The sequence below is a fragment of the Fluviicola sp. genome (assembly GCF_029266855.1).
GTDB lineage: Bacteria > Bacteroidota > Bacteroidia > Flavobacteriales_D > Crocinitomicaceae > Fluviicola.
Window position 1 is genome coordinate 376,603 of record NZ_JAQSWB010000001.1, and the last position, 23,091, is coordinate 399,693.

At 38.9% G+C, this 23,091-nt stretch carries 33 protein-coding genes; 30 read left to right on the forward strand and 3 right to left on the reverse strand.

Going from position 1 to position 23,091, the window contains the following annotated elements; all coding sequences use genetic code 11:
* Nucleotides 1–53: 53 nt before the first annotated feature.
* Nucleotides 54–1,631, reverse strand: a complete 1,578-nt coding sequence (locus K0S23_RS01775) for a T9SS type A sorting domain-containing protein (protein ID WP_300353411.1) — start codon at nt 1,629–1,631, stop codon at nt 54–56.
* Nucleotides 1,632–2,039: 408 nt separating this feature from the next.
* On the opposite strand from K0S23_RS01775, the gene K0S23_RS01780 reads away from it, so the two are divergent.
* The 4 genes from K0S23_RS01780 to K0S23_RS01795 are packed head-to-tail and all read left to right on the forward strand — an operon-like array spanning nt 2,040 to nt 4,009.
* Nucleotides 2,040–2,474 (forward strand): GNAT family N-acetyltransferase, encoded by a 435-nt coding sequence (locus K0S23_RS01780; RefSeq protein WP_300353413.1) that lies wholly within the window; start codon nt 2,040–2,042, stop codon nt 2,472–2,474.
* A gap of 4 nt (nt 2,475–2,478) precedes the next feature.
* Nucleotides 2,479–2,964, forward strand: a complete 486-nt coding sequence (locus K0S23_RS01785; protein ID WP_300353416.1) for a hypothetical protein — start codon at nt 2,479–2,481, stop codon at nt 2,962–2,964.
* Complete coding sequence (locus tag K0S23_RS01790; RefSeq protein WP_300353419.1) at nt 2,961–3,377, forward strand: DUF3788 family protein; 417 nt, start codon at nt 2,961–2,963, stop codon at nt 3,375–3,377. The genes K0S23_RS01785 and K0S23_RS01790 overlap by 4 nt, the downstream gene beginning before the upstream one ends.
* 5 nt (nt 3,378–3,382) lie before the next feature.
* Entirely contained in the window at nt 3,383–4,009 is a 627-nt protein-coding gene (locus K0S23_RS01795) for a hypothetical protein (RefSeq protein ID WP_300353421.1), read from the forward strand.
* Between the two features lie 108 nt (nt 4,010–4,117).
* Here K0S23_RS01795 and K0S23_RS01800 read toward each other — a convergent pair whose 3' ends face one another.
* Nucleotides 4,118–4,357, reverse strand: coding sequence for a hypothetical protein (locus K0S23_RS01800; protein WP_300353423.1), 240 nt, complete (start codon nt 4,355–4,357; stop codon nt 4,118–4,120).
* Between the two features lie 240 nt (nt 4,358–4,597).
* On the opposite strand from K0S23_RS01800, the gene K0S23_RS01805 reads away from it, so the two are divergent.
* The 17 genes from K0S23_RS01805 to K0S23_RS01885 all read left to right on the forward strand — a co-directional run bounded on the left by K0S23_RS01805 (nt 4,598) and on the right by K0S23_RS01885 (nt 15,887).
* Entirely contained in the window at nt 4,598–6,163 is a 1,566-nt protein-coding gene (locus tag K0S23_RS01805) for a T9SS type A sorting domain-containing protein (RefSeq protein WP_300353425.1), read from the forward strand.
* Nucleotides 6,164–6,289: 126 nt separating this feature from the next.
* Nucleotides 6,290–6,520, forward strand: a complete 231-nt coding sequence (locus tag K0S23_RS01810) for a hypothetical protein (protein ID WP_300353427.1) — start codon at nt 6,290–6,292, stop codon at nt 6,518–6,520.
* Nucleotides 6,521–6,530: 10 nt separating this feature from the next.
* Nucleotides 6,531–7,073: a ferritin-like domain-containing protein gene (locus tag K0S23_RS01815; protein WP_300353428.1), complete on the forward strand. Its 543-nt coding sequence runs from the start codon at nt 6,531–6,533 to the stop codon at nt 7,071–7,073.
* Between the two features lie 180 nt (nt 7,074–7,253).
* On the forward strand, nt 7,254–7,652 hold the full coding sequence (locus tag K0S23_RS01820) for an OsmC family protein (protein ID WP_300353431.1): 399 nt from the start codon (nt 7,254–7,256) through the stop codon (nt 7,650–7,652).
* A 102-nt stretch (nt 7,653–7,754) separates the two neighbouring features.
* A complete protein-coding gene (locus K0S23_RS01825) occupies nt 7,755–8,039 on the forward strand; it encodes a hypothetical protein (protein WP_300353434.1) in 285 nt (94 codons plus the stop codon).
* 76 nt (nt 8,040–8,115) lie between these two features.
* Nucleotides 8,116–8,529, forward strand: a complete 414-nt coding sequence (locus tag K0S23_RS01830) for a DUF6157 family protein (RefSeq protein ID WP_300353437.1) — start codon at nt 8,116–8,118, stop codon at nt 8,527–8,529.
* Nucleotides 8,530–8,937: a hypothetical protein gene (locus K0S23_RS01835; protein ID WP_300353440.1), complete on the forward strand. Its 408-nt coding sequence runs from the start codon at nt 8,530–8,532 to the stop codon at nt 8,935–8,937.
* A complete protein-coding gene (locus tag K0S23_RS01840; RefSeq protein ID WP_300353443.1) occupies nt 8,934–9,386 on the forward strand; it encodes a hypothetical protein in 453 nt (150 codons plus the stop codon). The genes K0S23_RS01835 and K0S23_RS01840 overlap by 4 nt, the downstream gene beginning before the upstream one ends.
* Nucleotides 9,387–9,507: 121 nt before the next feature.
* Complete coding sequence (locus tag K0S23_RS01845; protein ID WP_300353446.1) at nt 9,508–10,131, forward strand: hypothetical protein; 624 nt, start codon at nt 9,508–9,510, stop codon at nt 10,129–10,131.
* 5 nt (nt 10,132–10,136) lie between these two features.
* On the forward strand, nt 10,137–10,685 hold the full coding sequence (locus tag K0S23_RS01850) for a GNAT family protein (RefSeq protein WP_300353448.1): 549 nt from the start codon (nt 10,137–10,139) through the stop codon (nt 10,683–10,685).
* Between the two features lie 31 nt (nt 10,686–10,716).
* Entirely contained in the window at nt 10,717–11,307 is a 591-nt protein-coding gene (locus K0S23_RS01855) for a hypothetical protein (protein WP_300353450.1), read from the forward strand.
* Nucleotides 11,308–11,423: 116 nt separating this feature from the next.
* Entirely contained in the window at nt 11,424–12,245 is an 822-nt protein-coding gene (locus tag K0S23_RS01860; RefSeq protein WP_300353452.1) for an AraC family transcriptional regulator, read from the forward strand.
* 103 nt (nt 12,246–12,348) lie between these two features.
* The gene (locus K0S23_RS01865) at nt 12,349–13,245 is read left to right on the forward strand and encodes a T9SS type A sorting domain-containing protein (protein ID WP_300353454.1); all 897 of its coding nucleotides are present in this window, start codon (nt 12,349–12,351) and stop codon (nt 13,243–13,245) included.
* 351 nt (nt 13,246–13,596) lie between these two features.
* Complete coding sequence (locus K0S23_RS01870) at nt 13,597–14,412, forward strand: helix-turn-helix domain-containing protein (protein WP_300353456.1); 816 nt, start codon at nt 13,597–13,599, stop codon at nt 14,410–14,412.
* Nucleotides 14,413–14,565: 153 nt separating this feature from the next.
* Nucleotides 14,566–14,949, forward strand: a complete 384-nt coding sequence (locus tag K0S23_RS01875; protein ID WP_300355349.1) for a VOC family protein — start codon at nt 14,566–14,568, stop codon at nt 14,947–14,949.
* A gap of 10 nt (nt 14,950–14,959) precedes the next feature.
* Nucleotides 14,960–15,589: a M949_RS01915 family surface polysaccharide biosynthesis protein gene (locus K0S23_RS01880; RefSeq protein WP_300353459.1), complete on the forward strand. Its 630-nt coding sequence runs from the start codon at nt 14,960–14,962 to the stop codon at nt 15,587–15,589.
* 31 nt (nt 15,590–15,620) lie between these two features.
* Nucleotides 15,621–15,887: a hypothetical protein gene (locus tag K0S23_RS01885; protein WP_300353462.1), complete on the forward strand. Its 267-nt coding sequence runs from the start codon at nt 15,621–15,623 to the stop codon at nt 15,885–15,887.
* A gap of 88 nt (nt 15,888–15,975) precedes the next feature.
* Here K0S23_RS01885 and K0S23_RS01890 read toward each other — a convergent pair whose 3' ends face one another.
* The gene (locus tag K0S23_RS01890; RefSeq protein WP_300353464.1) at nt 15,976–16,956 is read right to left on the reverse strand and encodes a helix-turn-helix domain-containing protein; all 981 of its coding nucleotides are present in this window, start codon (nt 16,954–16,956) and stop codon (nt 15,976–15,978) included.
* Between the two features lie 134 nt (nt 16,957–17,090).
* Here K0S23_RS01890 and K0S23_RS01895 point away from each other — a divergent pair, with 134 nt between their 5' ends.
* The 9 genes from K0S23_RS01895 to K0S23_RS01935 all read left to right on the forward strand — a co-directional run bounded on the left by K0S23_RS01895 (nt 17,091) and on the right by K0S23_RS01935 (nt 23,031).
* On the forward strand, nt 17,091–17,588 hold the full coding sequence (locus tag K0S23_RS01895) for a DinB family protein (protein ID WP_300353467.1): 498 nt from the start codon (nt 17,091–17,093) through the stop codon (nt 17,586–17,588).
* A 6-nt stretch (nt 17,589–17,594) separates the two neighbouring features.
* The gene (locus K0S23_RS01900) at nt 17,595–18,029 is read left to right on the forward strand and encodes an SRPBCC domain-containing protein (protein WP_300353469.1); all 435 of its coding nucleotides are present in this window, start codon (nt 17,595–17,597) and stop codon (nt 18,027–18,029) included.
* A 29-nt stretch (nt 18,030–18,058) separates the two neighbouring features.
* Nucleotides 18,059–18,550 (forward strand): SRPBCC domain-containing protein, encoded by a 492-nt coding sequence (locus tag K0S23_RS01905; RefSeq protein ID WP_300353472.1) that lies wholly within the window; start codon nt 18,059–18,061, stop codon nt 18,548–18,550.
* Nucleotides 18,551–18,639: 89 nt separating this feature from the next.
* A complete protein-coding gene (locus tag K0S23_RS01910) occupies nt 18,640–19,308 on the forward strand; it encodes a hypothetical protein (RefSeq protein ID WP_300353475.1) in 669 nt (222 codons plus the stop codon).
* An 83-nt stretch (nt 19,309–19,391) separates the two neighbouring features.
* A complete protein-coding gene (locus K0S23_RS01915) occupies nt 19,392–20,297 on the forward strand; it encodes an NAD(P)/FAD-dependent oxidoreductase (RefSeq protein ID WP_300353478.1) in 906 nt (301 codons plus the stop codon).
* Nucleotides 20,298–20,452: 155 nt separating this feature from the next.
* The gene (locus K0S23_RS01920) at nt 20,453–21,139 is read left to right on the forward strand and encodes a methyltransferase domain-containing protein (RefSeq protein WP_300353481.1); all 687 of its coding nucleotides are present in this window, start codon (nt 20,453–20,455) and stop codon (nt 21,137–21,139) included.
* Nucleotides 21,140–21,194: 55 nt separating this feature from the next.
* Nucleotides 21,195–21,665: a LuxR C-terminal-related transcriptional regulator gene (locus K0S23_RS01925; RefSeq protein ID WP_300353484.1), complete on the forward strand. Its 471-nt coding sequence runs from the start codon at nt 21,195–21,197 to the stop codon at nt 21,663–21,665.
* Nucleotides 21,666–21,740: 75 nt separating this feature from the next.
* The gene (locus tag K0S23_RS01930; RefSeq protein ID WP_300353487.1) at nt 21,741–22,271 is read left to right on the forward strand and encodes a DUF4199 domain-containing protein; all 531 of its coding nucleotides are present in this window, start codon (nt 21,741–21,743) and stop codon (nt 22,269–22,271) included.
* A 34-nt stretch (nt 22,272–22,305) separates the two neighbouring features.
* Nucleotides 22,306–23,031, forward strand: a complete 726-nt coding sequence (locus tag K0S23_RS01935; RefSeq protein WP_300353490.1) for a hypothetical protein — start codon at nt 22,306–22,308, stop codon at nt 23,029–23,031.
* Nucleotides 23,032–23,091 lie beyond the last annotated feature (60 nt).

Consider the following 23,091-nt stretch of genomic DNA (forward strand, 5'->3'; position numbering starts at 1 on the left):
AAATGGTAACTTCACACAACCGGCAATCTGAAAGGAATTCTGAGTTGCAACTTTTAATTAACAACAAACTTGTGTACAGAATCCTTGAAACAAAAGAAGTAAATTCCCGGCGACAAAAGTTCAAGCTCTATTATCTTGGATTCAGATAACCGGCCTGATTGCATTTCAGCTCCCTGCGCGTTTATAATTTTGAAATTCCCCGTTTCATCTGATCTGACAATCAATGAATGGCCGCTCTTCACTGGGTTGGGGTACAAGCTAAAGTTTGAGACTTCGCTATTCGTTAACCCAGCTGTACCTCCTTCCAAAGTGTAGATATCTGTATTTTTGTAGTAAGGAGCTCCATCATCCGTCCACTCTGTAAATAAAACATGTAATTTATTGTTCTGGTAAACACCATTTTGCATGATATAGTAAGGGATTTCAGAATAGTAACCATTTGATTCACTGAATGGCCAGGAAAGCACGCCGCCGTTCGGGAAAATTTTCAGCAGCTCAGAACTCATAGTCAGCTCGTCATAACCTCCGATCAGAAAAAAATCATCCATTTCCCCCGATACGGGGGTTATGTTATTTCCCGAATAAACAAGGATATTCTGGTTGTTTACTCTTTTTAATAGTTCATCCGTTCCCGGCTTTGTAACAATAAAATACAATATCCCGTCTTTAACAACATGGTGTCTTAGTCTGCCGGATGCCGGAGGTAAAACCACGGAATAGGATGCACCGTCAGCTGTTGAAAGTAAAGAACCATCGCTGATGATTTGAAAATAAACTACGTTGTCGTGTAAGAATATTGCTAAGGGATCTGAGTAGTCTTCAGTGGTTTGATAAAGAACTGAAGTGGGATTAACCCCGTCAAAAACCAGCAATTTGTAGACCATCGTTAAACCACTATTATTAATCGGTTCCAGTTCATAGCAAAATAGTTTGTCATTTAATTCAACGACCTCACTCCAGATGACGAATTCATTGGGATGAGACCTTAAATTTTCAATATTCCAGGATGTTCCGCTATGCGTCGCCTTTTTTAAAAATCTGCCATTCCCATTGATTAACGTATAAATAATGAAATCATCATTCACAAGGTTAACGGATTCAACCTGCCCTGTTGTACCGCTACTGATTTGGTCGAAATCATTGATACCGTTAAATTCAAAAAGTTCTCTACTAACAGGATTTATCCGCCGGGTAAAAAACAATCTGCCATTGATAGAATGACATTCCGGGTACGAACCAACTAATCCGGGGATAAGATCAAAAACGTGTCCCTGAAGACCATCAAAATAGACCAGCTCATCACCCATTCCCTGGATCTCTGCACGAAACAAGATACCATGAGACGAAAAGGCAGGTTTGGATACAATATAATTGACTGAAGGAATTTCAACAGGTTCAAATTCTCCGCCGTTTACAGATTCAAACAAAAAATACTGCATGAATGGTTCATTCTGATTTTGGCTCGTAGTGTATTTAAAAAGAAATAAACTGGTTGGCTTTGAATCCAGATTAAACAGTTCATCTACAAGCGTATCAGTTATTGCAAAATCATGCGTTTTGGTTAGTTGAGGATTTTGCGCGGATAATTGGATTCCGGATAAAACGAAAAATAAAGTAGCTATTGTTTTCATACTCATGAATAATTAGTTATCGATTCAATTTAGAAAATACTGAAGAAACAAAGGCGGCGATGATTTAAACGGTAAGAGATGTCTATTCAGGTGTTGTCTCATGGAATCGAACTCAACTCAATGAAACAAGAAGTAAAGGATTGGATTTGCTTCTGATGAAAATTCAAACACTATTTTAATTCGTAATTGATTTTTTTCACTCCACCACTTCATAGAGATAATAAGTGTTTTTAATATACATGATTAAAACACACCTCCTAATAATTGATTAAACAGGATGAATATCATTACAAATGCAAGAGCATTCGTTCAAAGGGCGAATTGACCCGGTTTTGACTTGGAACAAAAGAGAAATAGTTCTAATTTCGGTGGGTTGACTTTTCGTAAAATTGAATAAACAATCAGGATATGGAAATACATTTTAAAGTGATTGAACACGGAAGTGAAGAATGGAAACATGCCGTTCAGCTTCGTGAAGAGATCCTTCGCAAACCTTTAGGGAGTTACTTTACTGCTGAGGAATTGGAAGAAGAAAGAAATCATATTCAGATCATTGGATTGATGGACAATGATTTGGTGGCTACTACTGTTTTGGTTCCTGAAGGCAATGCTATAAAAATGCAGCGTGTTGTAGTTAAAAGTCCGCTTCAAAGTTCCGGAATCGGTTCCAAAATGATGTCATTCTGCGAAAAGCATGCCCGGGAACAGGGCAAAAATTACATTTATTGTCACGCCAGGGACACTGCTGTAGATTTCTACCTGAAAAATAAATACTTGGTCGAAGGAGATTATTTTCCCGAAGACGGAATTCCACATTTACTGATGTTTAAAGTAATAGCTTAAGATTATGAAATTCCGGCTCTTAATATTCTGCTTTTTCACTTTACTCAGTCTCTCAGCTCAGGATACTTCGAAAATAACTGAGATTGATCGCTTGGTACTGGAAATAAACAGCTTGACTTTGCCTCCGAAAACCGATACACTTAAAAATATACGGCCTAATTTGGAAATCGTGACACTTGTGTCCTTCATAAGCGCGAATGGTGAGCTTTACAAGTGTATTTACAATGTAACAGCAGACATAAGCGAACAAGGCCTTACAAAACGTTCGATTGGCATAACAAATTACTATTACCACAAGAATGAAACGATCAAGATCGAAAGATATATACTTGATGAGGGAATCGAAAACAGGTCCGTTTGGTATTATTGGGAAGGTAAACCGATATACAATACCGGAAAATCTGCTGATTCGGAAGTGATGGCGAATGATTTACTTAACGCGTCAAGAGAAATTCGTAAAAAAGTAATTGGTTCTGAAATTAAAAAATGAAAAGTGTATTTATCAATAAAAATGAAAAGCCGACGAATGAGGATTTGAAAAAAGCCTTAGGGGAAACAGTTGATATATGGAACAGTTTTGTAGAATTCACTCATGCAAATGATCCGGCTTCATTCGATGAATGGAATTTTTCAGGTGAGAAATTCGGCTGGAGTTTCAGAATAAAAGATAAGAAACGGGTTTTGATCTATTTACTCCCACGCGATAAGTTCTTTAAAGTGGCTTTTGTATTCGGTCAGAAGGCTACAGATCAGATTATGGGAAGTGATGTTTCCGATGAAATAAAGGCGGAATTGAATGCTGCCAAATCATATGCTGAAGGAAGGGGGATCAGAATTGAAATTCGAGATACGACCAAAATTGAAGATATCCGTAAATTGATACAATTTAAAATTGCAAATTGAACAGTGTGCATCATAATATGTTGAAGGAAACCTTCATAGATCTTGCAAAACAGTATTCGGATAACGATCATTTGATCAATGGACTTTGGGAAGAGATTGTAGCAGCTTATTCGCAGAAAGACAGGCATTATCACACGCTGGCACATTTGGATCATTTATACTCGCGCTTGTTGGAGGTAAAGAGTTTGATTTCGAATTGGGACACCGTTTTATTCTCCCTGTATTATCATGATATTGTTTACGATGTAAAAGCCTCAGATAATGAGAAACAGAGTGCACAATTTGCAGAAGAGCGGATGAAGCAGTTATATCTCCCTGAAGAGATGATTGAAGATTGTAAAAAGCAAATTCTTGCAACTAAAACTCATCTTCAGAATGAGCACTCGGATACGAATTACTTTACCGATGCGGATCTCTCTGTTTTAGGAGAAGATTGGGAAACGTATCGGGCTTATACTGAAAAGGTACGGAAAGAATATGCGGTTTACCCGGATCTGCTTTATAATCCCGGTAGAAAGAAGGTACTACGACACTTCCTGGAAATGGAAAAGATCTTTAAAACAGATTATTTCCATGAAAAATTGGAAGCTACTGCAAGACAAAATATCCTGAAAGAAATAGGACGCTATTGATGGATGAAAGAGGTAGTCTTTAATTATCGAATTGGAACTCTACGAAAAAACAAAACGCTGCAGAAATCGAAATTCCTGCAGCGTACTTAAATAATTTGATAATCTCTATCAGATATCACACTCACGAGTATAATCTCCTCCAAGGTCACTTCCGGATGTTTCCAGATCATTACAGCGGTCTTCTGCTCGTGCTCTTGAATCTTTGAAAGTGTATGAACCATCTGATGATGTTACTACGTTTCCGTTATCGTCTGTGTAGATTTTTCTACACTCACACGTATAATCTTTTTTGCAAGATGCCAGTGCAAAGCCTGACAAAACTAATAATGCGAAAAATACTCTTTTCATAATCTTACTTTTTTTAAGGTGTCTGTTATTAGTGAAACAACTGAAACAAAGGTGGACGATAATGGGTGCAATTCTGTTACAGAAATTTTTAGAAAACTTACATTATTCCCAGATTTCTGTTAAAATGATTTAAATGAAATGGTTTACACAATGAATAAAGAGCAAGGTTTTGTGCGGAAGTAACTGGTGATATGAAACTTTAGCAGTACATTTCAATACTGAATTAACAAAAACTACACGATGAAACAATTGATTCTCATAGGCTTGGTATTATTCTCATTTAAATCCCAGACCAATGCCGCTATTCGCTATGTTACTCCGAACGGTGCAGGGGCTTTGAATGGTACAAGTTGGGCAAATGCGTATCCGGGAACTTCGCTGCAGCTTGCTATCGACGCTTCAGGTGCCGGAGACGAAGTCTGGGTGGCCTTGGGAACGTATTATCCTACATCTGGCACAGACAGGACCAGTTCATTTAGTATGAAAAACAATGTGGCAATTTATGGAAGCTTCGCAGGAACAGAAACACTTTTGTCTCAAAGGGTATTGACTTCCGGATTAACAAGCATATTGAGCGGAGAAATCGGAGTAGTGGGTATTTCTGATAATTGCTATCACGTGCTTAGTAATAGTGGATTGGACAATACGGCGCTTATTGACGGTTTTATTATCAGAGACGCTAATGATGACAGACCCGCAGGATTGGATGTCGGATTGGGCGGCGGATTTTATAATGACGGAAGTGGGGGAAGCGGTACCTGTAATCCGACTATTCGTAATTGTGTGATTCGAAACAATCAGGCGGTTTTTGGTGCAGGGATCTTCAATAACGGGTACGATAGTGGAAACGCTTCGCCTCAGATAATTAATTGTGTTATAACGGATAATTTCGCCACTACGGGCGGAGGCGGAATAGATAATTTTGGATTGCTGAACGGGAACGCCAGTCCCACTCTTTTAAATTGTGTGGTTTACAATAACAGTGCTGCTCAACGTGCGGGCGGGATGTACTGCTGGGGAGGTAATAATGGAAGTGCAAGTCCAGTGATGGTGAACACCTGTTTTGTAAACAATAACGCCGTAGATGGAGGCGGAGTGGTAGCTGACCGTTTAAATTCGTCTGCAGGAAGTTCCGGAAACAGTTCGCCTGAATTGAGAAATTGTATTTTCTGGGGAAATACAGCATCGGGTGTCGGGCCTCAGTTTTTTCTGCTGGGAGGAGCTTCGTTCAATCCTACTTATTCCAATATTGATCTGACGAATCAGACTGCTCCGCACATTCTTTCGGGAACGGGAACCGGAAATATTCAATTGAGCCCTTTATTTCGGAATATCCTTTCGGGTGTTGGCCCGGATGGGGAATGGATGACCGCGGATGACGGATTGCAGCTGCAAAGCTCTTCTCCTTGTATTGATGCCGGAGATGCTTTCGGAACAACAGCAATGGATATTCTTTCTGAGAACAGGATTCAATACAGTGCAGTAGATATGGGAGCCTATGAGTTTGACTCAACAAGTTTATTGGCCGTTTTTGAAAATACTCAATCGACATTGGATCTTCTGTTGTCGCCTAATCCAAGTAACAGTTCCGTGAAATTGATTTACGAACTGCAGGAAACAAGGCAGGTATATGTAGCTCTTCTCGATTTGAATGGAAAGTTGTTGTGGAGTACTGATCAGGGGAAACAAATAAAAGGAGAGTACCAGCTGCAGGTTGATTTGTCATCATTCCAAAATGGAATTTACCTGCTGAATTTTGAAACTTCAGACCAAAGACTCATCCAAAGAGTAGTGAAGACTGATTGATCAGATCAACCGTTTAATTTTTCATAAGCTTCTCATTGTGGGAATTATGTAAGCTATTTCAATAATTGCGTAACATTCTTCAGGACATTGTTTTTCATCTTTGTTTTGTAATTAAAGTCAGGCGCAATGATACTCCAGTTAAATCCCGCAATATTGGTTGAAACACCACTTGGTCAGGGACAGGCAATCTTTATCATTGATTATGGAATGCATCAGAATAGTTGTTGGATCGTGGCACTGGTGGAAAGTGGGATAATCAAACATTTTGATTGTAACGATGTGGTCCTGGCTACCAATTACACTTATGGAATGAATCTGACCAAACACAAGAGTGAACGGAAAAAGAATAACGAATAAAATTTTGGTTATGACAACAAATTCAGGAAATAAAATGCCCATAAAAAGTACAATGCAGCCCTCCCAATTGATGAAATTATTTGAAGACGAACTAAAAGATATTTACTGGGCTGAAAAAGCATTGACAAAAGGAATCCCGAAAATGATCGAAAATGCTTCTTCGGAAGAACTTGTTGAAGCACTGAAAAATCACCTGAAAGAAACCGAAGTACATGTAAACCGGCTGGAGAAGGTGTTTGAATCTTATGGTCAGAATGCAGTGGCTGAGAAATGTGAAGCTATGCAGGGTCTGCTGGAAGAAGCAGAAGAGTTAATGGCGGAGTGCGAAACGGGTGTTATGCGTGATGCCGGGATTATTGCTGCTGCACAAAAAATAGAACATTATGAAATTGCTTCATATGGAACCCTGCGTCAGTTCGCTGAAACACTAGGTTTAATAGAAGCGGCAGCATTACTGCAGGATACATTGGAGGAAGAAAAAAATGCAGATAAAATATTGACACAAGTTGCTATCAACACGATAAACGTGGAAGCATCTCAGGAAGAAGTATAGCGAAGCCTAAATACTGGTTTGTAGTGGAACAACGCAGATTTAACTATTTGTGTTGGGTGTGGTAGGAAAAGGAAAGTGTATCAGACAGTAGTTTGATACACTTTCCTGCTTAAATAAACTCCCTTACCGGTAACATAAAAATAGAATCGTAACTTTAGTTCTCACCAGAAACTAAAGAACATGGCAACCATATCTTCCAGTATAAAGAAAGAACTTTATAGAATTGAGCTCGAATCACCCACAGGAAATGTTGTCATTGCAGACGAACCCTTGGATATGGGAGGCCAGGATTTGGGCTTTTCTCCGGCAGAATTATTGGTTTCCGCCCTGTCTGCCTGTACAAGTGCAACATTAAGAATGTATGCGGACAGAAAAGGGTGGGATCTCCGGGAAGTGAAACTGGAAATAGATCTTGATTGGGATGATGAAACCAATAAAACGGTAATTCATGGCAAGATGGAACTTTTCGGTGATTTGGATGAGAAGCAGAGGGAACGTCTATTGAGTATCGCAAATATGTGCCCGGTACATAAAATACTTACAAATCGCATAGAGATCAATACAGAGTTTGTTTCCTAGTTCCCTTCAATGTCATTTTTTTGAATAAATAATTGCTTTATTTACTTTTTATCTTTTACTTTGTTTTTCAAAGTACTTTTATAAACTTGTAAAAATAGTAATATGAAAAATAAAAGATTGGTCATCATTTTGTCAATAGTAGGACTTCTCTTATTGACTCCACTAATTGCCATGCAGTTTACGACTGAGGTAAACTGGTCGGCTTTCGATTTCCTGATTATGGGAATCTTGTTACTGGGAACCGGCTTGGTTTGTGAATTGATCCTGAGAAGAGTAACCGAGACCCCCAACAGGATTATTTTGTGTTTGGCTGTAATTGCAGCGCTTGTGCTCGTTTGGATGGAACTGGCGGTAGGAATATTCGGGACTCCCTTTGCCGGATCGTAATAAGGATTGTAGAGTAAACAGTAAACTAACTCTGATGGAATTGTTTCAAAACAGATAAATCCTTATCTTAGTTAGCATGAAAAAGCACACAACAAATTACTTCAATACGTTTATCTGTATTTCGGATGATTGTCCTTCCGGAACCGGAGAAGTTCCGCCATTGAAAGGAGATGCAAAAACGGTAGCAAATATGCAGTTCGATATGATCAGCAAAAATCCGTATAAATACACTTCCGATGAGGTCTTGTTCCAGGTTTTTGCAGACAGGAATGATTTGACTGAAAGTGAGTATGAGAGTGCCAGAGAACAATTTTTCTCGAAAGGTCAGGCTTGTTTGAGGGCCTCACCGCTTACAAAACGTTACGGCTGGGGAATTCATTTCAATGAGGAAGGAAAAATGGCTTTGTATAGTTCTGAAAGCCAGGAATACAAGCGTTTCATAGAAGATGAAAGTCTGAAAGTTGTCAAGGCAATGAAATCAAACAGGTAAGTGAAAATGCAATCAGCCGGTAAATGGAGATTAACTCCCAGGAGGCTCTTCCTTTTGGATGGCTTGGGGGCGTGTGTGACCGCTGTAGTCTTGACTGCAATGCTGATCCTTTTTCAAAAAGCTGTCGGAATGCCGCAATTCGCGTTGAAGGTTCTCTCGTTCTGCGCGGTCGTTTTTGCTGTTTATTCGCTTTCCTGTTTCTTCTTTCTAAAGAAGAATTGGCAAACCTTTCTGAAAATTATTGCTGTAGCCAATTTCCTGTACTGTTGTCTGACAACCTTTTTTGTGATCTTCTATTTTGAAGGACTCACTGTCCTGGGACTTTGCTATTTCCTGTTTGAAATAACAATTATTCTTTCACTGGTCTTTTTGGAGATTAAATCTACTAATAAACCGATTGAAAAATGAAGCCTTTTTTTAAAACAATTCCGGTACTTTTTTTAGGGATATCAGTATCTTGTTCTAATAACAAGAATGAAAACACCTTGCGCAATGAAGATCAATCGTTTATCAGGGAACTGGGCATTTTGGATTCCCTGGAAGAAATAGAGTTGTTCGAATCCAATGGTGGTTTTAAAGGATTCAAACAGTCCGGGAATTTCATTACGAAAAAAAGAATAGCAAGTTATTGGATCGAAGACGGGGAGAAGGAGGTGCATTCAGCCTTTTTTAGTACGGATATAGATTCCATTTCTCAAACTGATTTAGTAAGCAAACTGACCTATGCATCTTATTTAACGGTCTACAAAACAGACGGAAGTTCTTTTAGAGTATATGTGGATGCAGACAGCGTTCGCACTTATCAGTTCTTTAACAAAGCAAAGGAAAATTGGGAAAAGTACCGGGAGAATAAATAGGATTAAAGCAGGAAGAGTATTTATAAGGAATGAAAAATTAGATTAATTTTAGACCTTAATCATTGATTACTCCTGCAATGAAAAACACCTTTTTCTCATTTCAAATTTCAGAATACTAGCCATGTCAATCAAAACAATGCTTTATTCGATCTTTGCGAAGGATCACACTTCTGTCTGGAAGCAATTCGCTGCTGAAAATAATGGAAACTATATTATTGGTAAAGGTTCTCATTTTGATCGTGTTGAAATAAGTTACTTAAATTATCTGATCATATTCGATCAATACATTTTCTATCAGGTAGTTGGAGGGCGCTCGTTTGACACTCAGTTTACACGGATAAGAATGGAATTTAAATCGCGGGATGATCTTCAGTTCAGGCTGACACATCAATACTTGGTTGATATTATCGGAAAGATTTTCGGACTGCAGGATATTCAGATCGGCGATAAATTGTTTGACAGGAGTTTTCTCATTAAGGGAAACGATGAATTCAAGGTTCAAACCTTATTGTCAAATGAAGTAATCAAAGAGATAATCTTAGCTCAAAAAGACATTCATTTGCAGATCCTGAAAGAAGAAGGTGTCTATGATGAACCAATACAGGAAGGAAATTCCATGTTGTATTTTCTTTCGAAAACAATGGTAAAGAACATAGAAGATCTCAATGTTTTATTGAAATTATATAAGGAAGTAATTGATCAGCTTTCAAAGCTGGGATCAGCTCAAGCCTTAAAACACTCCTAATTTCCATGAGCGAACTAGTACTAAAAACCGAACGGCTAATCTTGAAAGAATTCACTTTAAGTGATTTGAATAAGATTCATGAACTTCATTCTTTGCCGGAAACGGATGAGTTCAATACGATGGGAATCCCGGAAAATATTCGGGTAACGGAAAAGTTGCTGGAAGAATGGCTGGGCATTCAAAAGCTTGAGCCGCGAATGAAATATGTGTTTAAGATTGAACAGGGTGACAGCTTTATCGGATTGATCGGACTGAACATGGGTAAACTCAATTACAAAACCGGTGAAATTTGGTATAAACTCCACAAAGATTTCTGGGGAAAGGGTTTTGCCACCGAAGCACTTATCCGTTTGTTGGAGTTTTGCTTCTCAGACTTGAAACTGCATCGGATTGAGGCTGGTTGCGCAGTTGAGAATATTGGCTCAATTAAAGTGCTTGAGAAGGTTGGAATGGTCCGGGAAGGACGAACCAGGAAGAAGCTTCCGATCCGGGGAGAGTGGAAAGACAATTACTTCTATGCTATTTTGGAGGAAGATTTTGTCATTGAATCTTGATCTTTTTCTTAAGTTCGCTAAAACTTTCTTTATGATTAAGATCTGTTTCAAACTCATTTTATTAAGTGTTTTTTTGTTAGGATGTGGACAAAAAAATGAAGAAACTCCTCAAACAATCTCAACCAATGAGGAATTACTTGAAGTGTCGGATAAAACCGAAATTTTCTTCGAAGTAAAAATAGCTGATCCGGAAGAACTGAAAAATTCACCCGATGGAATAATTCCATGGATCTCAATTCAGGATGCAGATCAGGAAGTCAATCAATTAGTTGGAAAAAATGAAATCGTAGTGAAAGAGAATCGTGTCGACTTAACGATTGATTATCCACTTGATAATCCTGCTACAATTGAATTGAGATCAGACAAAAAGTCAGGATTTACAAAATCCGAATTGGTTTTGAAAGTTCAAAAGGAATACAAACGAATCTATGAGGAAGAAGAAAAGACGGCAAAAACAAAACCAATTCCAATCGGAGACAGAAAAAGCATAGTTAATCGAAATGCAACCGATGGAAAATATGGCGTTTGGGGACATGATTTGAGTGATTTGGACTTATCTGAAATAATTGTTCATAGGAAGCAGGGTAAGAAAACAAGATTGGAATTATATATTGAGAGTTAATAGTTTTCTTTAAAAAAATAAAATATTACCTGATTTTATAAGGAATTCAAAACAAATCAATAAAAATAAAATATTACGTCATATTTCATCATTGTAAATCGTAAGTTTAAGCCATAATGAGTATCGTATCCTTTCCCCATCCGAATAAACTCCTGGTCATAGAACCTCTGGATTACCGGAATGCCTATGATTTTCATAGCCCGCACCGGCATGATTACTTTGAAATCATCCTGGTGAATGAAGGAGAGGGACACCAATTCATTGATTTTACCAGGACCGACTTGAAGGCATTGGAGATTTATACCGTTTATCCCGGTCAAATTCATTTGCTTAACCGCGATACGGCACAGGGCTTATTGATCCAGTTCCACAAAAACATTTTTGATTTTATCTTTCCCATCAAGCATCATCATCTCTATTTTCAAAATCCTCAAATCCGCCTTAGTCCTGAAGCCTTTAGCCATATTTATGCCTTGACGAATCAGATATTTCAATTATGCCAGGTAACTAATTTGAGTAATTTGTCGATTCATAAAGCATACAGTTACCTGGAAATTATTCTCATTACGCTAATAGAGCACAGCAACCAGGCATTTGCAGTGGAAGACAGCAGTTTTGTAAGTAAATTCCTTTCATTGATCAGTGAGCATACAAAAGAGAAAAGAAAGGTTTCTGATTATGCGGAAATGATGAATTACAGTACAGACAAATTGACCACTTTGTGTAAGAAATACCTTGGTAAGGCTCCGCTCAAATTAATTCACGAGGAATTGCTTATTGAAATCCGGAGAATGATGGTGGTAAGCGATCTTTCCTTAAAAGAGATTTCTTATGAGCTGAACTTTGATACAACAGCCAATTTCAGCGCTTTCATCAAAAATGCTACCGGTCTGACTCCAAAAGAATTACAGGAATCCTTGTTGGCTAATTACCGCTAGGAAACCCTGGCTCCTAAATTCATAACTCTTTACGGCATTTTCATAACCGGAACGGACAGCTAAGTACCTAGCTTTGTCTCATTCACCCATAAATAAGTTTACTATGAAAACGATGAAAAATAAAATACTGGTCCTGGCACTGGCAGCAATGCCTTTCGCAGGGAATTCCCAGGAAATGAATCTCAATTTTGAAAACTGGGAAAACCCGATAACCGAAGAAATGTTCGATAACCGGCCAGTTGGATGGATGGTTCAAAACACTCCATCGGTTGAGCCGAATGATTTTGGGATGCTTTATCATTCGCCTGTAACAGACGCTCAAAACGGAAGTTACGCACTGAAATTGAGTACATGGTACTATTATACGAAAGATATGGCCCTGCTCACTCAACCTTATACTTCACGCTTAAGTTCATTGAAAGGATATTATATCTATGAAGAGAATGAAGTTGAAGATCAGGTAGACACAATTATTGATATTGCTCAAGTCTCCGTATTCATGACGAAGTGGAATGCGAATACGATGCATAGAGATACTGTTGGAATGGGAGTGTTGGATCTGAATGCAGTAGCAGATTACACGTTGTTTACTAACAATATTACATATATCAATTCAACGGTTGTCCCTGATTCGATCCGGATCCTGATTGACCCTTCTTTGGTGAGAAGAGATCCCGCTGGTCCGAACTACATGTCGATGGACGATGGAAAGAGTTCTTTTTTCACGGTCGATAATTTGTTTTTGACAGATGAAGGTGTGGCTGGCGTGAATGAATTTTCCCAGACTCTTGATGTGTTTCCTAATCCTGCAACAGACATGGTGTTCGTGGAGAATTTTAATGGCTATGCTACACTCAGTGATCTCAATGGAAAGCTGATCCGTGAACAGGAACTTGAAAACTCGGAAGCCTTCTCATTAGATAAGCTGGATGCAGGAATCTACATGCTTCAGCTGCGCAATAATACTACCATCCAAAACGTCAGAATAGTCAAAAAGTAATAAGTTCATAAGTTTAAAGTTTAGGTTTAGTTAAGTGTACAAATCGTTTTGGATGTAAAGGATATAGATGTGAGTCTGTATCCTTTTTGTTTACTTATGGGCTAAAATGTTCCTGTCGGTTTCTTCAAACGGGAATTGGAGGCTTTGCGCTCTTCGCTTAAAAATAAATACATATCAATAAACCGTAAAGGATGTAAGGACGCGAAGGGTTTCCAAAATCATTGCCTAATTCCGTAGCCGACATTTTCTCCTGTTTTTTTGTCTAATTCATCGGCTGACAGATTGTAACTCAGTTTTTAATCAGCCCCGGCTTATCGCTTTTTCTTCTTAAATTCGTTTAAGGAAATACAGATGAACCGATCCTTAGAAATCCGGAAGTTTTATAAGCCTGTCCAGCCAACGGTTGATCAGGCTTCCGTAAATGTGTCTTATACAGAGTTTTTGCCCGATATTCAGCTTCAGGAAGTGATTTATTGTTACTGGCAGCTAAAAACGTCGGAGGTCTTAACCGAGCCCTTTAGTTACCGGGTGGTGGCCGACGGCTGTATCGATATTTTTTTTGAACTCACGAATCCGGCTGACAGTTATGTCATGGGATTTTGCAAAAAGTTCACTGAATTTCCGCTTGATAACAGCTTCAATTATGTCGGGATTCGTTTCTTCCCAACCATGTTTCCTCAGTTATTTAAAATCAATGCCAAAGAACTCAGTAATCACTTTGAGCATTTGGATCAGGTTGTCCCGGCTGTATCGGATTTTATACGGAACACGATGGATAGCTCACAAAGCAGGGAGAAGATCGGGATTCTGTTGGATACTTATTTCTTGGAAGTAATAAAGAATGGAAGCTTTGACCGCGATGAACGCCTGTACGGTGCATTGCAACTGATTTTCATGAAAAAGGGAATTCTGGATGTTGAGGCAGATCTTCAAACAGGGATCAGTTCCAGGCAACTGCGGAGATTGTTTGACTTTTACATCGGGGTTACGCCGAAGATTTTTAGCCAGGTAGTTCGTTTTCAAGCTGTGTTGGGAGCAAAGCCGTATACAGAAAGTCTAAGGGAAAATAAATTGTTCTTCGATGCGGGGTACTACGATCAGGCGCATTTTATCAAAGAGTTTAAAAATTTCTACGGTGTTACACCCGGTAAAGCATTCGGAAGGTGATTTTGTCCGATTTTTACAATGTTGAATTGCTGAGATACCTGATTTTTGTCTGTAAATTAATTCAGGATGAAAACAACAGCATTGATTGCGGGACTTTGTTTCGCACTAACAGGTCTTTCGCAAAGTAATTCAACACAGAAAACTCAAAACACTATGAAATTAAATGCAGGAATAGTCACAGCAAAATTAGAAGAAACGAAAGCTTTCTATATAGGAGTTTTAGGTTTTGGAGTCACTTTTGAAAACGAATTCTACCTCTTGCTTCACACTCCCGATCAAAAAGCAGAGATCAGTTTTTTACTCCCGGATCATCCCAGTCAGCAACCCTTGTTTCACAAACCTTTTTCAGGTGAAGGAATGTACCTGACTATAGAAGTGGAAGATGTGGATAGTTTTTATCGGGAGATCAAAGGGAAGAATATCGAAATAAAAATCGAACTTCGCGATGAACCTTGGGGAGACAGGCATTTTGCTATTCAAGATCCGAATGGGATTGGGATCGATATCGTGAAATATGTGTCTCAGGCGGAGAAATAAAGAGTAAAGAATGAAAAAAGGAATCTTCACACTGCTGTTTTTGGGATCGCTGACAGCAGCAGCACAAAACAATATTAATTTAACAGATCTGGAAGCGGCTCAGCTTCCGAAAGGAATAAAGTATTCAGGGAAAATCAGGACTGCGGTTCGATGGATAGATGAGTTAGGCGACAATATTGTAATTACTACTGAAACCGGAGATACAAAGAGTAAATCAGGAGATTCGGATGATTACAGAGATGCGACTTTGTATGCTTATCACTTTTTAACTTTTGGGGATAGTATTCGTCAAACCTGGAAAGTAACGGATTTCATCAAAGAATGTCCTTTTGATATTGAAGCAAATTTCATCAATAACACATTTCAGGTAACTGATTTAAATAAAGATGGTATTGGAGAGGTTTGGTTGATGTATATTGTAGCTTGTAAAAGTGATGTCAGTCCAGCTGATATGAAGGTTATCATGTATCAAAACGGTCAGAAGTTCGCCATGCGAGGACAAACAAAAGTAGAACCCTCAAAAGGAAAGTTTCTTGGGGGAAATTATAAATTCGACAAAGCATTTACGGAAGGTCCGGCTGAATTCAGGGACTTTGCTAAGAAAATGTGGAATGCGCATACCATGCAGAAATGGTATTAATAATCCACCCAGTTTAAATCATGCATGAATAATGATTTTACAAGTAGCTATTGGAGTAGGAATGTATGTCCTGTTATTTGCAGGAACGGCTCTTTTAATTTTCACACCTGTCGTTTCCCTTCTGGTGTATCGTACTATAGATTGGGCAGTTAAAAAACGGTCAGGTTTTTCAATTAATTTGACGGGATCCAAAAAAGTGCTTTTAGTTGCAGCTTGTATCTTGCTTGGGGCATCACTAACGGTACTGATGATCGCTTTTTTCTTTTTGGTTGTTTTAAGCGATTTCCGTTATGAATAAAGCAAAAATTATCGGATTAAAAGAAAATCCTGGACGCTAAAAGAGAAAATCTGCGTGAATCCATTTAATCTGCGTGTAAAATGATTTATCAAACAACCGCATCCTTATTGTATTTCCCCTTGTATTCGATCGGCGACATGCCCGTAAACTTTCGAAAAACTTCCCGGAAAGCTTTCACATCCGAATAACCGACATCATACATCACTTCAGTGATTGTTTTACGGCTGGTTTCCAGTGCTTTTTTAGCCGATTCGATCTTTACGCGCTGCATATACTCAATGGGTGTATTTCCGGTTGCTTTAATAAACCGCCGGTCAAAATTCCGCCTGCCCACTGAAAATTTGGAAGACAGTTCTTCAATTGAGATCTTTTCGCGGAGGTTTTCTTCGATATAGCTTTGAACTTCTTTGACAACTTCATCATCGTGTTGTTTCTGTCCGCTGAAAATGGCAAATGCCGACTGACTTTTCCGATCAGGCTCTATTTGAAACACTTTCGAGCAGAAAATAGCAGTTTGTCGGTCGTAGTATTTTTCAATCAGATAAATGATCAGGTTAAGGAAAGAATAGGCTCCACCATTGGTGTAAATACCGGATTCATCTGTGATCAGTTGATCTGTCTGCAGATTCACTTTTGGAAATAAACTTCTGAAGTCTGCTGTCGCACTCCAATGTGTAGAACAGTTTTTCCCGTCCAGTAAACCAGTAGAAGCTAATAGGAATGCACCGGTACAAATACTTGCCACTTCAGCACCTTCTTTATAGTGTTTTTCAATCCATGAGACTAGTTTCCTGTTTTCGGTCAAAGCTTTCCCATAGTTGTGATTCAGGGATGGAATAACAATCAGGTCTGTTTTTGAAATTGCTTCAATGGAGGTATGTGGATTTACAGTGAATAAACCACCGAAAAAAGCTACATGATCCGAAAGTCCTGCAAGTTGGATCGTAAAAACGGCTTCCTTGCCTCTTTCTTTCCAATAAGCATTCGCTCGTGAAAAAAGTTTATAGGTACCTGCAATGCTGCTCAAGTTATTTTCACCGTCTGGAACCAGGATCGTTAAATGCTTCATGGACTTTTTTGCAAAGGTATTCAATTCGGCTGTCCAAATCAACCCCTTATATTGTCTGTTTTACACCTTTTTTGTTTCTGATTAAGACGGTAGATTTGCAAATAGATAATCAGTATAACTAAAAAACACAAACAATGAACACAACACAAACAACTGACACAGCGCAGACAATGGTCAAAATTATCTTAGACAGATGGGATGCATCTGTAAAAAATTTAGATGCAATTCTTGATTCAATTTCTGACGAACAATTAGTATCGGAAACTTCACCCGGCAGAAACAGGGGAGTTTATCTATTGGGTCACCTGATAGCAGTACACGATCATATGCTTCCACTTTTAAATTTCGGAGAAAGATCATATCCTCATTTACCAGGTTTTTTCATTGATGCTCCGGATAAAACAGTGGACAACATTCCGTCTGCACAGGAACTGCGCGCGATGTGGAATGAACAGAAAATGGTCCTGAAACAAAAAATGGCAGGCTTGAAACCGGAAGAATGGTTTGAAAAACACACCGCTGTTTCCGAAGAAGATTTTGCAAATGAACCGCATCGGAATAAACTGAATATCATTCTAACCCGGACGACTCATTTGGCATACCATACCGGACAATTGGTTTATTTAAAGTAAAGGGAAATGGCAGCAGCAGATTTTACATTTACACTGGAAACAGAGAATAGCCCGGAACAGGTATTCCGTGTTATTAGAGATGTCCGTTCCTGGTGGTCGGGACTTTATGCCGAAGAATTTACTGGTGAAACGGAAAACCTTCACGATGAATTTAGTTTTAGAGCCGGAGAAGGTGCTCATTATTCCAAACAAAAGTTGGTAGAGGTCATTCCGGACAAGAAAATAGTGTGGCTAATAACCGAAGGGGAATTGACTTTTATCGAAAAAACGGACGAATGGGTAGGGACCAAAGTGATTTTTGAAATTGCGGAAAAGAACGGCAAGACTCAACTGGTATTCACACACGAAGGCTTAACTCCTGAAGTTGAATGCTATGATTCCTGTGCTCCTGCATGGTCGATGTATTTGCAGGACAAATTATTACCCTTAATTAGTAAGTAAAGAACACGCACATTAACAAGCAGACAAAGATGGATGATAAAAGTTTTAAGGCTGTTATTTTGGTAGATCAAAGCCCGGCTGAGGCATTCAAGACAATTCTTAATTTCCGTGGCTGGTGGTCGGAAGAAATTGAGGGAAATACAGATAAATTGAATGAAGAGTTTTTCTATCATTACAAGGAGCTTCATTTGTGTAAATTGAGACTGATCGAGCTGGTTCCCAACAAGAAAATTGTTTACCTGGTAATCGAAAATGAATTCGATTTTGTAGAAGACAAGAGCGAATGGATCAATACGAGTCTAATTTTTGAGATTACAGAGGAAGCAGGAAAAACAAAGGTTACATTCACTCATAAAGGCTTAGTTCCGGAATATGAATGTTATAAAGTATGCAACGATGCCTGGAGCGGTTACATTAAAAACAGTTTGTACAAGTTGATCACTACCGGGAAAGGCGAACCGAATCCGAAAGACAAGGATGGCTTTAATGCTGAATTGGCCGAAAAATGGAATCTCCTTTAAAAATTTAGCAATAACCGTCCTGCTTAATAAAAGCATGTAAAAGTGAAACGTCCCGGGAATAGTATCGGGACGTTTTCTATTTTTGTCAAATGGATTTTGAGAAAAAATACCCGATCACCCAAATACCAAACGAATATTTAGTAGTTCAATGGACTCGCGGTTACGGTCAAGTGGATGTATATTATAACGATCAGTTGATTGGTGCAGTCCGGGAAACAGTAAAATTGAAGAAAGGAACTTCGTTTTCGTCTGATTTGGGCCTGATCACACTTAAATTATCTGAAAAACCTGTAACACTCGATGTGATTGTTGATGGGTTTCACAGTCCGGTAAATGTTTCATATCCTGTTAAGGAGTTGAAAAAAATGAATACCTATTTTTGGATTATAGCTGTTTTTGCATTTATTGCCGGTGCAATTGAATATGGAATTTTCAGAGGCTGGCCCAAAGTACAGGCGGCTGTACTCTTAATGAATTTACTTGTTTTCGGACTGTATATTTTCAGCGCCGTGTTTGTAGGAAAAGGAAAGGCATGGGCTTTTTATTTAGGACTCTCTGTTTTCCTATTCTGCACCCTGATTTCTTTGCTGGCTCTCATGGGAGGAATAGTCTGGGGTTGGGCGCTTTACTTTTTTATGATTATGCGAATTGCGGGCGGAGTAATTTTGTTTATGAATCTGAAAACGGCAAATTCAACTGTCAGACATTTGAGGTATAAAGCACCTTCTATTGATGGTTTGCTCGATTCTAAACTATAAAAAAAGGTGTTCTTTTAATGCAATTTAGTTGCATTAAAAGGTTGAAAGCTGTAGTTTTGTTGAACAAACAAACTTTCAGCAACATGACAAACACACATTTCGACGTAATCATTATCGGGGGTAGTTATTCCGGTCTTTCTGCAGGAATGGCCCTTGGCCGTGCTTTAAGATCCGTATTGATCATAGACAGCGGTTCTCCCTGTAATAAACAAACCCCGCATTCGCACAATTTTATCACGCATGACGGCGAAACTCCGAAATCAATTGCCGATAAGGCAAGAGAGCAGGTAGCAAAGTACGATACCGTCACTTTTTATTCAGGTCTTGCGGTTCTTGGAAAGAAATCAGGTTCCGGTTTCGAGATCACTACTGAATCAGGAAACAGCTTTACTGCTAAAAAACTAATCTTTGCAACCGGAGTGAAGGATATAATGCCGGAAATCGAAGGGGCAGACGCTTGTTGGGGTATTTCGATGATTCATTGTCCGTATTGTCATGGATATGAAGTGCGAAATGAAAAAACGGGAATCCTGGCAAATGGAGAGTTGGGATTCGAATTCTCAAAATTGATCCGGAACTGGACCAAAGAGTTGATCTTGTTTACGAATGGAAAATCCACTCTGACAGCTGAACAGACAAGCACACTGAAGGAGCACGGGATTGATCTGATCGAAACGGAAATCGAAGCTTTCGAACATACGAATGGATTCATTGAACAGGTTCGCTTGAAAGATGGAAGTTCTCTGAATCTAAAGGCGATGTATGCCAAATTACCCTTCACCCAGCATTCGGATATCCCTGAAACCTTAGGCTGTGAATTAACGGAACTGGGATTGATTCAAATTGACAGCTTCCAGAAGACAACAATCCCGGGAGTCTATGCCTGCGGAGACAATGTCACACCGATGCGCTCTGTTTCAAATGCAGTTGCAATGGGTACTCTCGCCGGAGCTGTACTCAATAAGGAATTGGTGGACGAAGAGTTTTGAAATTAAAAAATAGAGTCGGGATAGAAAATCTTTCGTTCCGACTCCGGGATTTTTCTATCTTAGATTCCGAAAACAAATAATACGCCATTTTTTTAATCAGCATTCTGAAATCCTGTTGATTTTGTTGGTTGAAGAAATGAAACGATAAGTGCCTCATGATGAATCCTGGATTATTAAAAGAAATTATACGGTGGGATGTTAAATCCTGGTCCAAAGCCCTTGATTTTTGGGAAAAGAATGTGGACTGGACTAAAGTTGAAAAAGGACTTGAACTTGGAGGACATGAAGGTGGACTTTCACTTTGGCTTGCTTTAAAAGGAATACCGGCGCTTTGTTCAGATCTGAAGGATGTAAGGAAAACAGCAGAGAAATTGCATGTAAAACACCAGGTTACGGCATTTGTAAGCTATGAAGATATTGACGCCTCTGCGATTCCGTATGAGAATCATTTCGATGTCATTGTATTTAAATCCATAATTGGCGGGATCGGACGTGGTGATAATTTTGAGATCCAGAAAAAGGTCTTCAAACAAATTTATAAGGCCTTAAAACCGGGTGGAAAATTATTGTTCGCGGAAAATTTGGTTGGATCTCCGCTGCATCAAAAACTCCGGAAAAGATACGTGGACTGGGGAAGTACCTGGCGCTACCTGACGATCGATGAGTTAAAGGAATGTTTAAGCGACTTTTCGGACTATGAAATGAAAACTACCGGTTTTCTTGGCACACTCGGAAGAAGTGAAGGACAGCGGAATTTTTTGGCAGCTACAGATAGAGTGTTCTGGAATCACGTAAGTCCGGCAAATTGGAAATACATTGCTTACGGTGTTGCTCAGAAATAGGTTCTCACGGTAAATTGAAACTCATTTCACCTATCTTTGTCGTTCAACGGGGAAGATGCTTCGCAATTTATTTAAGTCATATAAATTAATTCTGCTCTATGCGGTTTCATTGGCAGCATTGCTGTTTTTGATGCGCTGGCTGGAGTTCCGGCTCCTGATGATTGATCATGCTACTGAATTGTATGCCGCAGTAGTTGCAATTGTATTTATGGTACTTGGAATCTGGCTGGCAAAACATTTGTCGAAACCCAAAACGGTACTTGTCGAAAAGACAGTTTATCTGGATCAATCAGGAAGTTTTGAACGAAATGAAAAAGCACTGGTGGACCTAGGTATCAGTAAACGAGAACTGGAGGTTTTGGAATTAATGGCCCAGGGGTTAAGTAATAATGAAATTGCTGAACGTTTATTTGTTTCATTGAATACGGTTAAAACACATGCTTCGAAATTGTTTGAAAAACTGGAAGTTAGCCGGAGAACTCAGGCTGTTGAATCCGCAAAACGAATGGGAATTATTCCACTATAAAGTAAAATCACCCGAAAGTATGAGTGTTGAAAGTGTTCGGGAATACACTTTTGTAGAAATTTAAAAACACAAAACATGAAAAAAAATGTACTGGTTTACGGAACGATCGGAGGATTAATAACTGCACTTTGGATACTCATAGCAATGGTCCTTTTCTCACATGAAATGGATATGACGTACGGCATGATCCTCGGTTATACATCGATGCTCATTGCGAATATCTTTTTAATTGTCGGAGTAAAGAATTACCGCGACAAATACAATGGCGGGGTGATTACTTTCGGAAAGGCTTTCAAAGTCGGGATCCTGATTGCCCTACTTGCGTCAACGATATATGTTGTGACCTGGCTGATCTATTATTACTCGACCAATTCGGATTTCATGGCGGTTTATGCCGATTCAATGCAGAAACAATTGATCGAAAGTGGGGCGAGTGCTGCCGAGATTTCAAAACAAGGAAAGGAAATGAAAGAATTCATGATCATGTATCAGAATCCCTTTTTTAATGCAGCGGTGACGTATATGGAAATTCTCCCGATGGGAATCTTATTTACTTTGATCACGGCTATTGTAATGAGAAGAAAAGTACCAAAAGAAGCCAGATAAATTTTTCAGCCTAACTTAGCCTAAATTAAATAATGTGAAGTACATCAAACTAAATAAAAATTGGAATGCGGATCCGGGGGCCTCGGAACCTGTTGTTTCAGTTGATCAAAATACTGTCGAGTTAAACTTTTACTTGAATCCGCTTCTTTTTCCTCATATTGATGAAGGAGATAAAGGAATCATCCGCTTCGATGATGTACATGCTTATAAATTGCAAACAATTACGGAAGAGGAATATGTGAACGGTAAATTTCGATTCAAAAATGAAGATTTACCTTGGGGTAAATTTTATGAATTACCGAATTCCGGATGGAGGAATGATTTTCCGGCTGATCGAATTGTCGTCAATGAGTCCTTGAAAGGAACGAAGTTGAAACATTTTATTTGTTTTCTTCCCAATTGTATTTTCGAATGTGTGGCTGCAGCATATCGCTTTCAATTCGATTATGTCATTGCAGAGAAACTCGAAGAAACTTATCCGAAAGGTTACTTCAATCATTATCTGGCCTTGTTCTCTGCACATTTCGATCAGCTAAATAGCGGGAGTTATAAGGTTTACACGAATTTATACATCCAACTCGAAGGAAAAAAAGAATTTGAATTATTGAAAGAGGAGATCAAGAAGATTAAAGCCAATAAGGACATTGACTCCTATGTGAAAATTGCGAATTACAGTGGATTACCGAATTTCGGAAGAAAACAGCTGGATGAAATGATCAAAGTCATTGAAACTTACGACGCAGGAACTAAATATGCATAAAATCAGGTGATTTCGACTCCGCTCAATCACCTAAACAAATCGAAAAGGTAACTGAGCGTT

Excerpts from the sequence above, each read along its gene's own strand:
- K0S23_RS01920 (WP_300353481.1), top strand. The coding sequence starts at position 20,453 with ATGATGAATCCTGGATTATTAAAAGAAATTATACGGTGGGATGTTAAA.
- K0S23_RS01875 (WP_300355349.1), top strand. The coding sequence starts at position 14,566 with ATGAAATTAAATGCAGGAATAGTCACAGCAAAATTAGAAGAAACGAAA.
- K0S23_RS01905 (WP_300353472.1), top strand. The coding sequence starts at position 18,059 with ATGGATGATAAAAGTTTTAAGGCTGTTATTTTGGTAGATCAAAGCCCG.
- K0S23_RS01775 (WP_300353411.1), bottom strand. The coding sequence starts at position 1,631 with ATGAAAACAATAGCTACTTTATTTTTCGTTTTATCCGGAATCCAATTA.
- K0S23_RS01895 (WP_300353467.1), top strand. The coding sequence starts at position 17,091 with ATGAACACAACACAAACAACTGACACAGCGCAGACAATGGTCAAAATT.
- K0S23_RS01865 (WP_300353454.1), top strand. The coding sequence starts at position 12,349 with ATGAAAACGATGAAAAATAAAATACTGGTCCTGGCACTGGCAGCAATG.
- K0S23_RS01830 (WP_300353437.1), top strand. The coding sequence starts at position 8,116 with ATGAAAAAGCACACAACAAATTACTTCAATACGTTTATCTGTATTTCG.
- K0S23_RS01930 (WP_300353487.1), top strand. The coding sequence starts at position 21,741 with ATGAAAAAAAATGTACTGGTTTACGGAACGATCGGAGGATTAATAACT.
- K0S23_RS01925 (WP_300353484.1), top strand. The coding sequence starts at position 21,195 with ATGCTTCGCAATTTATTTAAGTCATATAAATTAATTCTGCTCTATGCG.
- K0S23_RS01785 (WP_300353416.1), top strand. The coding sequence starts at position 2,479 with ATGAAATTCCGGCTCTTAATATTCTGCTTTTTCACTTTACTCAGTCTC.
- K0S23_RS01870 (WP_300353456.1), top strand. The coding sequence starts at position 13,597 with ATGAACCGATCCTTAGAAATCCGGAAGTTTTATAAGCCTGTCCAGCCA.
- K0S23_RS01890 (WP_300353464.1), bottom strand. The coding sequence starts at position 16,956 with ATGAAGCATTTAACGATCCTGGTTCCAGACGGTGAAAATAACTTGAGC.
- K0S23_RS01780 (WP_300353413.1), top strand. The coding sequence starts at position 2,040 with ATGGAAATACATTTTAAAGTGATTGAACACGGAAGTGAAGAATGGAAA.
- K0S23_RS01825 (WP_300353434.1), top strand. The coding sequence starts at position 7,755 with ATGAAAAATAAAAGATTGGTCATCATTTTGTCAATAGTAGGACTTCTC.
- K0S23_RS01855 (WP_300353450.1), top strand. The coding sequence starts at position 10,717 with ATGATTAAGATCTGTTTCAAACTCATTTTATTAAGTGTTTTTTTGTTA.
- K0S23_RS01860 (WP_300353452.1), top strand. The coding sequence starts at position 11,424 with ATGAGTATCGTATCCTTTCCCCATCCGAATAAACTCCTGGTCATAGAA.
- K0S23_RS01800 (WP_300353423.1), bottom strand. The coding sequence starts at position 4,357 with ATGAAAAGAGTATTTTTCGCATTATTAGTTTTGTCAGGCTTTGCACTG.
- K0S23_RS01885 (WP_300353462.1), top strand. The coding sequence starts at position 15,621 with ATGATTTTACAAGTAGCTATTGGAGTAGGAATGTATGTCCTGTTATTT.
- K0S23_RS01910 (WP_300353475.1), top strand. The coding sequence starts at position 18,640 with ATGGATTTTGAGAAAAAATACCCGATCACCCAAATACCAAACGAATAT.
- K0S23_RS01820 (WP_300353431.1), top strand. The coding sequence starts at position 7,254 with ATGGCAACCATATCTTCCAGTATAAAGAAAGAACTTTATAGAATTGAG.
- K0S23_RS01850 (WP_300353448.1), top strand. The coding sequence starts at position 10,137 with ATGAGCGAACTAGTACTAAAAACCGAACGGCTAATCTTGAAAGAATTC.
- K0S23_RS01915 (WP_300353478.1), top strand. The coding sequence starts at position 19,392 with ATGACAAACACACATTTCGACGTAATCATTATCGGGGGTAGTTATTCC.
- K0S23_RS01810 (WP_300353427.1), top strand. The coding sequence starts at position 6,290 with ATGATACTCCAGTTAAATCCCGCAATATTGGTTGAAACACCACTTGGT.
- K0S23_RS01900 (WP_300353469.1), top strand. The coding sequence starts at position 17,595 with ATGGCAGCAGCAGATTTTACATTTACACTGGAAACAGAGAATAGCCCG.
- K0S23_RS01880 (WP_300353459.1), top strand. The coding sequence starts at position 14,960 with ATGAAAAAAGGAATCTTCACACTGCTGTTTTTGGGATCGCTGACAGCA.
- K0S23_RS01815 (WP_300353428.1), top strand. The coding sequence starts at position 6,531 with ATGACAACAAATTCAGGAAATAAAATGCCCATAAAAAGTACAATGCAG.
- K0S23_RS01805 (WP_300353425.1), top strand. The coding sequence starts at position 4,598 with ATGAAACAATTGATTCTCATAGGCTTGGTATTATTCTCATTTAAATCC.
- K0S23_RS01845 (WP_300353446.1), top strand. The coding sequence starts at position 9,508 with ATGTCAATCAAAACAATGCTTTATTCGATCTTTGCGAAGGATCACACT.
- K0S23_RS01840 (WP_300353443.1), top strand. The coding sequence starts at position 8,934 with ATGAAGCCTTTTTTTAAAACAATTCCGGTACTTTTTTTAGGGATATCA.
- K0S23_RS01790 (WP_300353419.1), top strand. The coding sequence starts at position 2,961 with ATGAAAAGTGTATTTATCAATAAAAATGAAAAGCCGACGAATGAGGAT.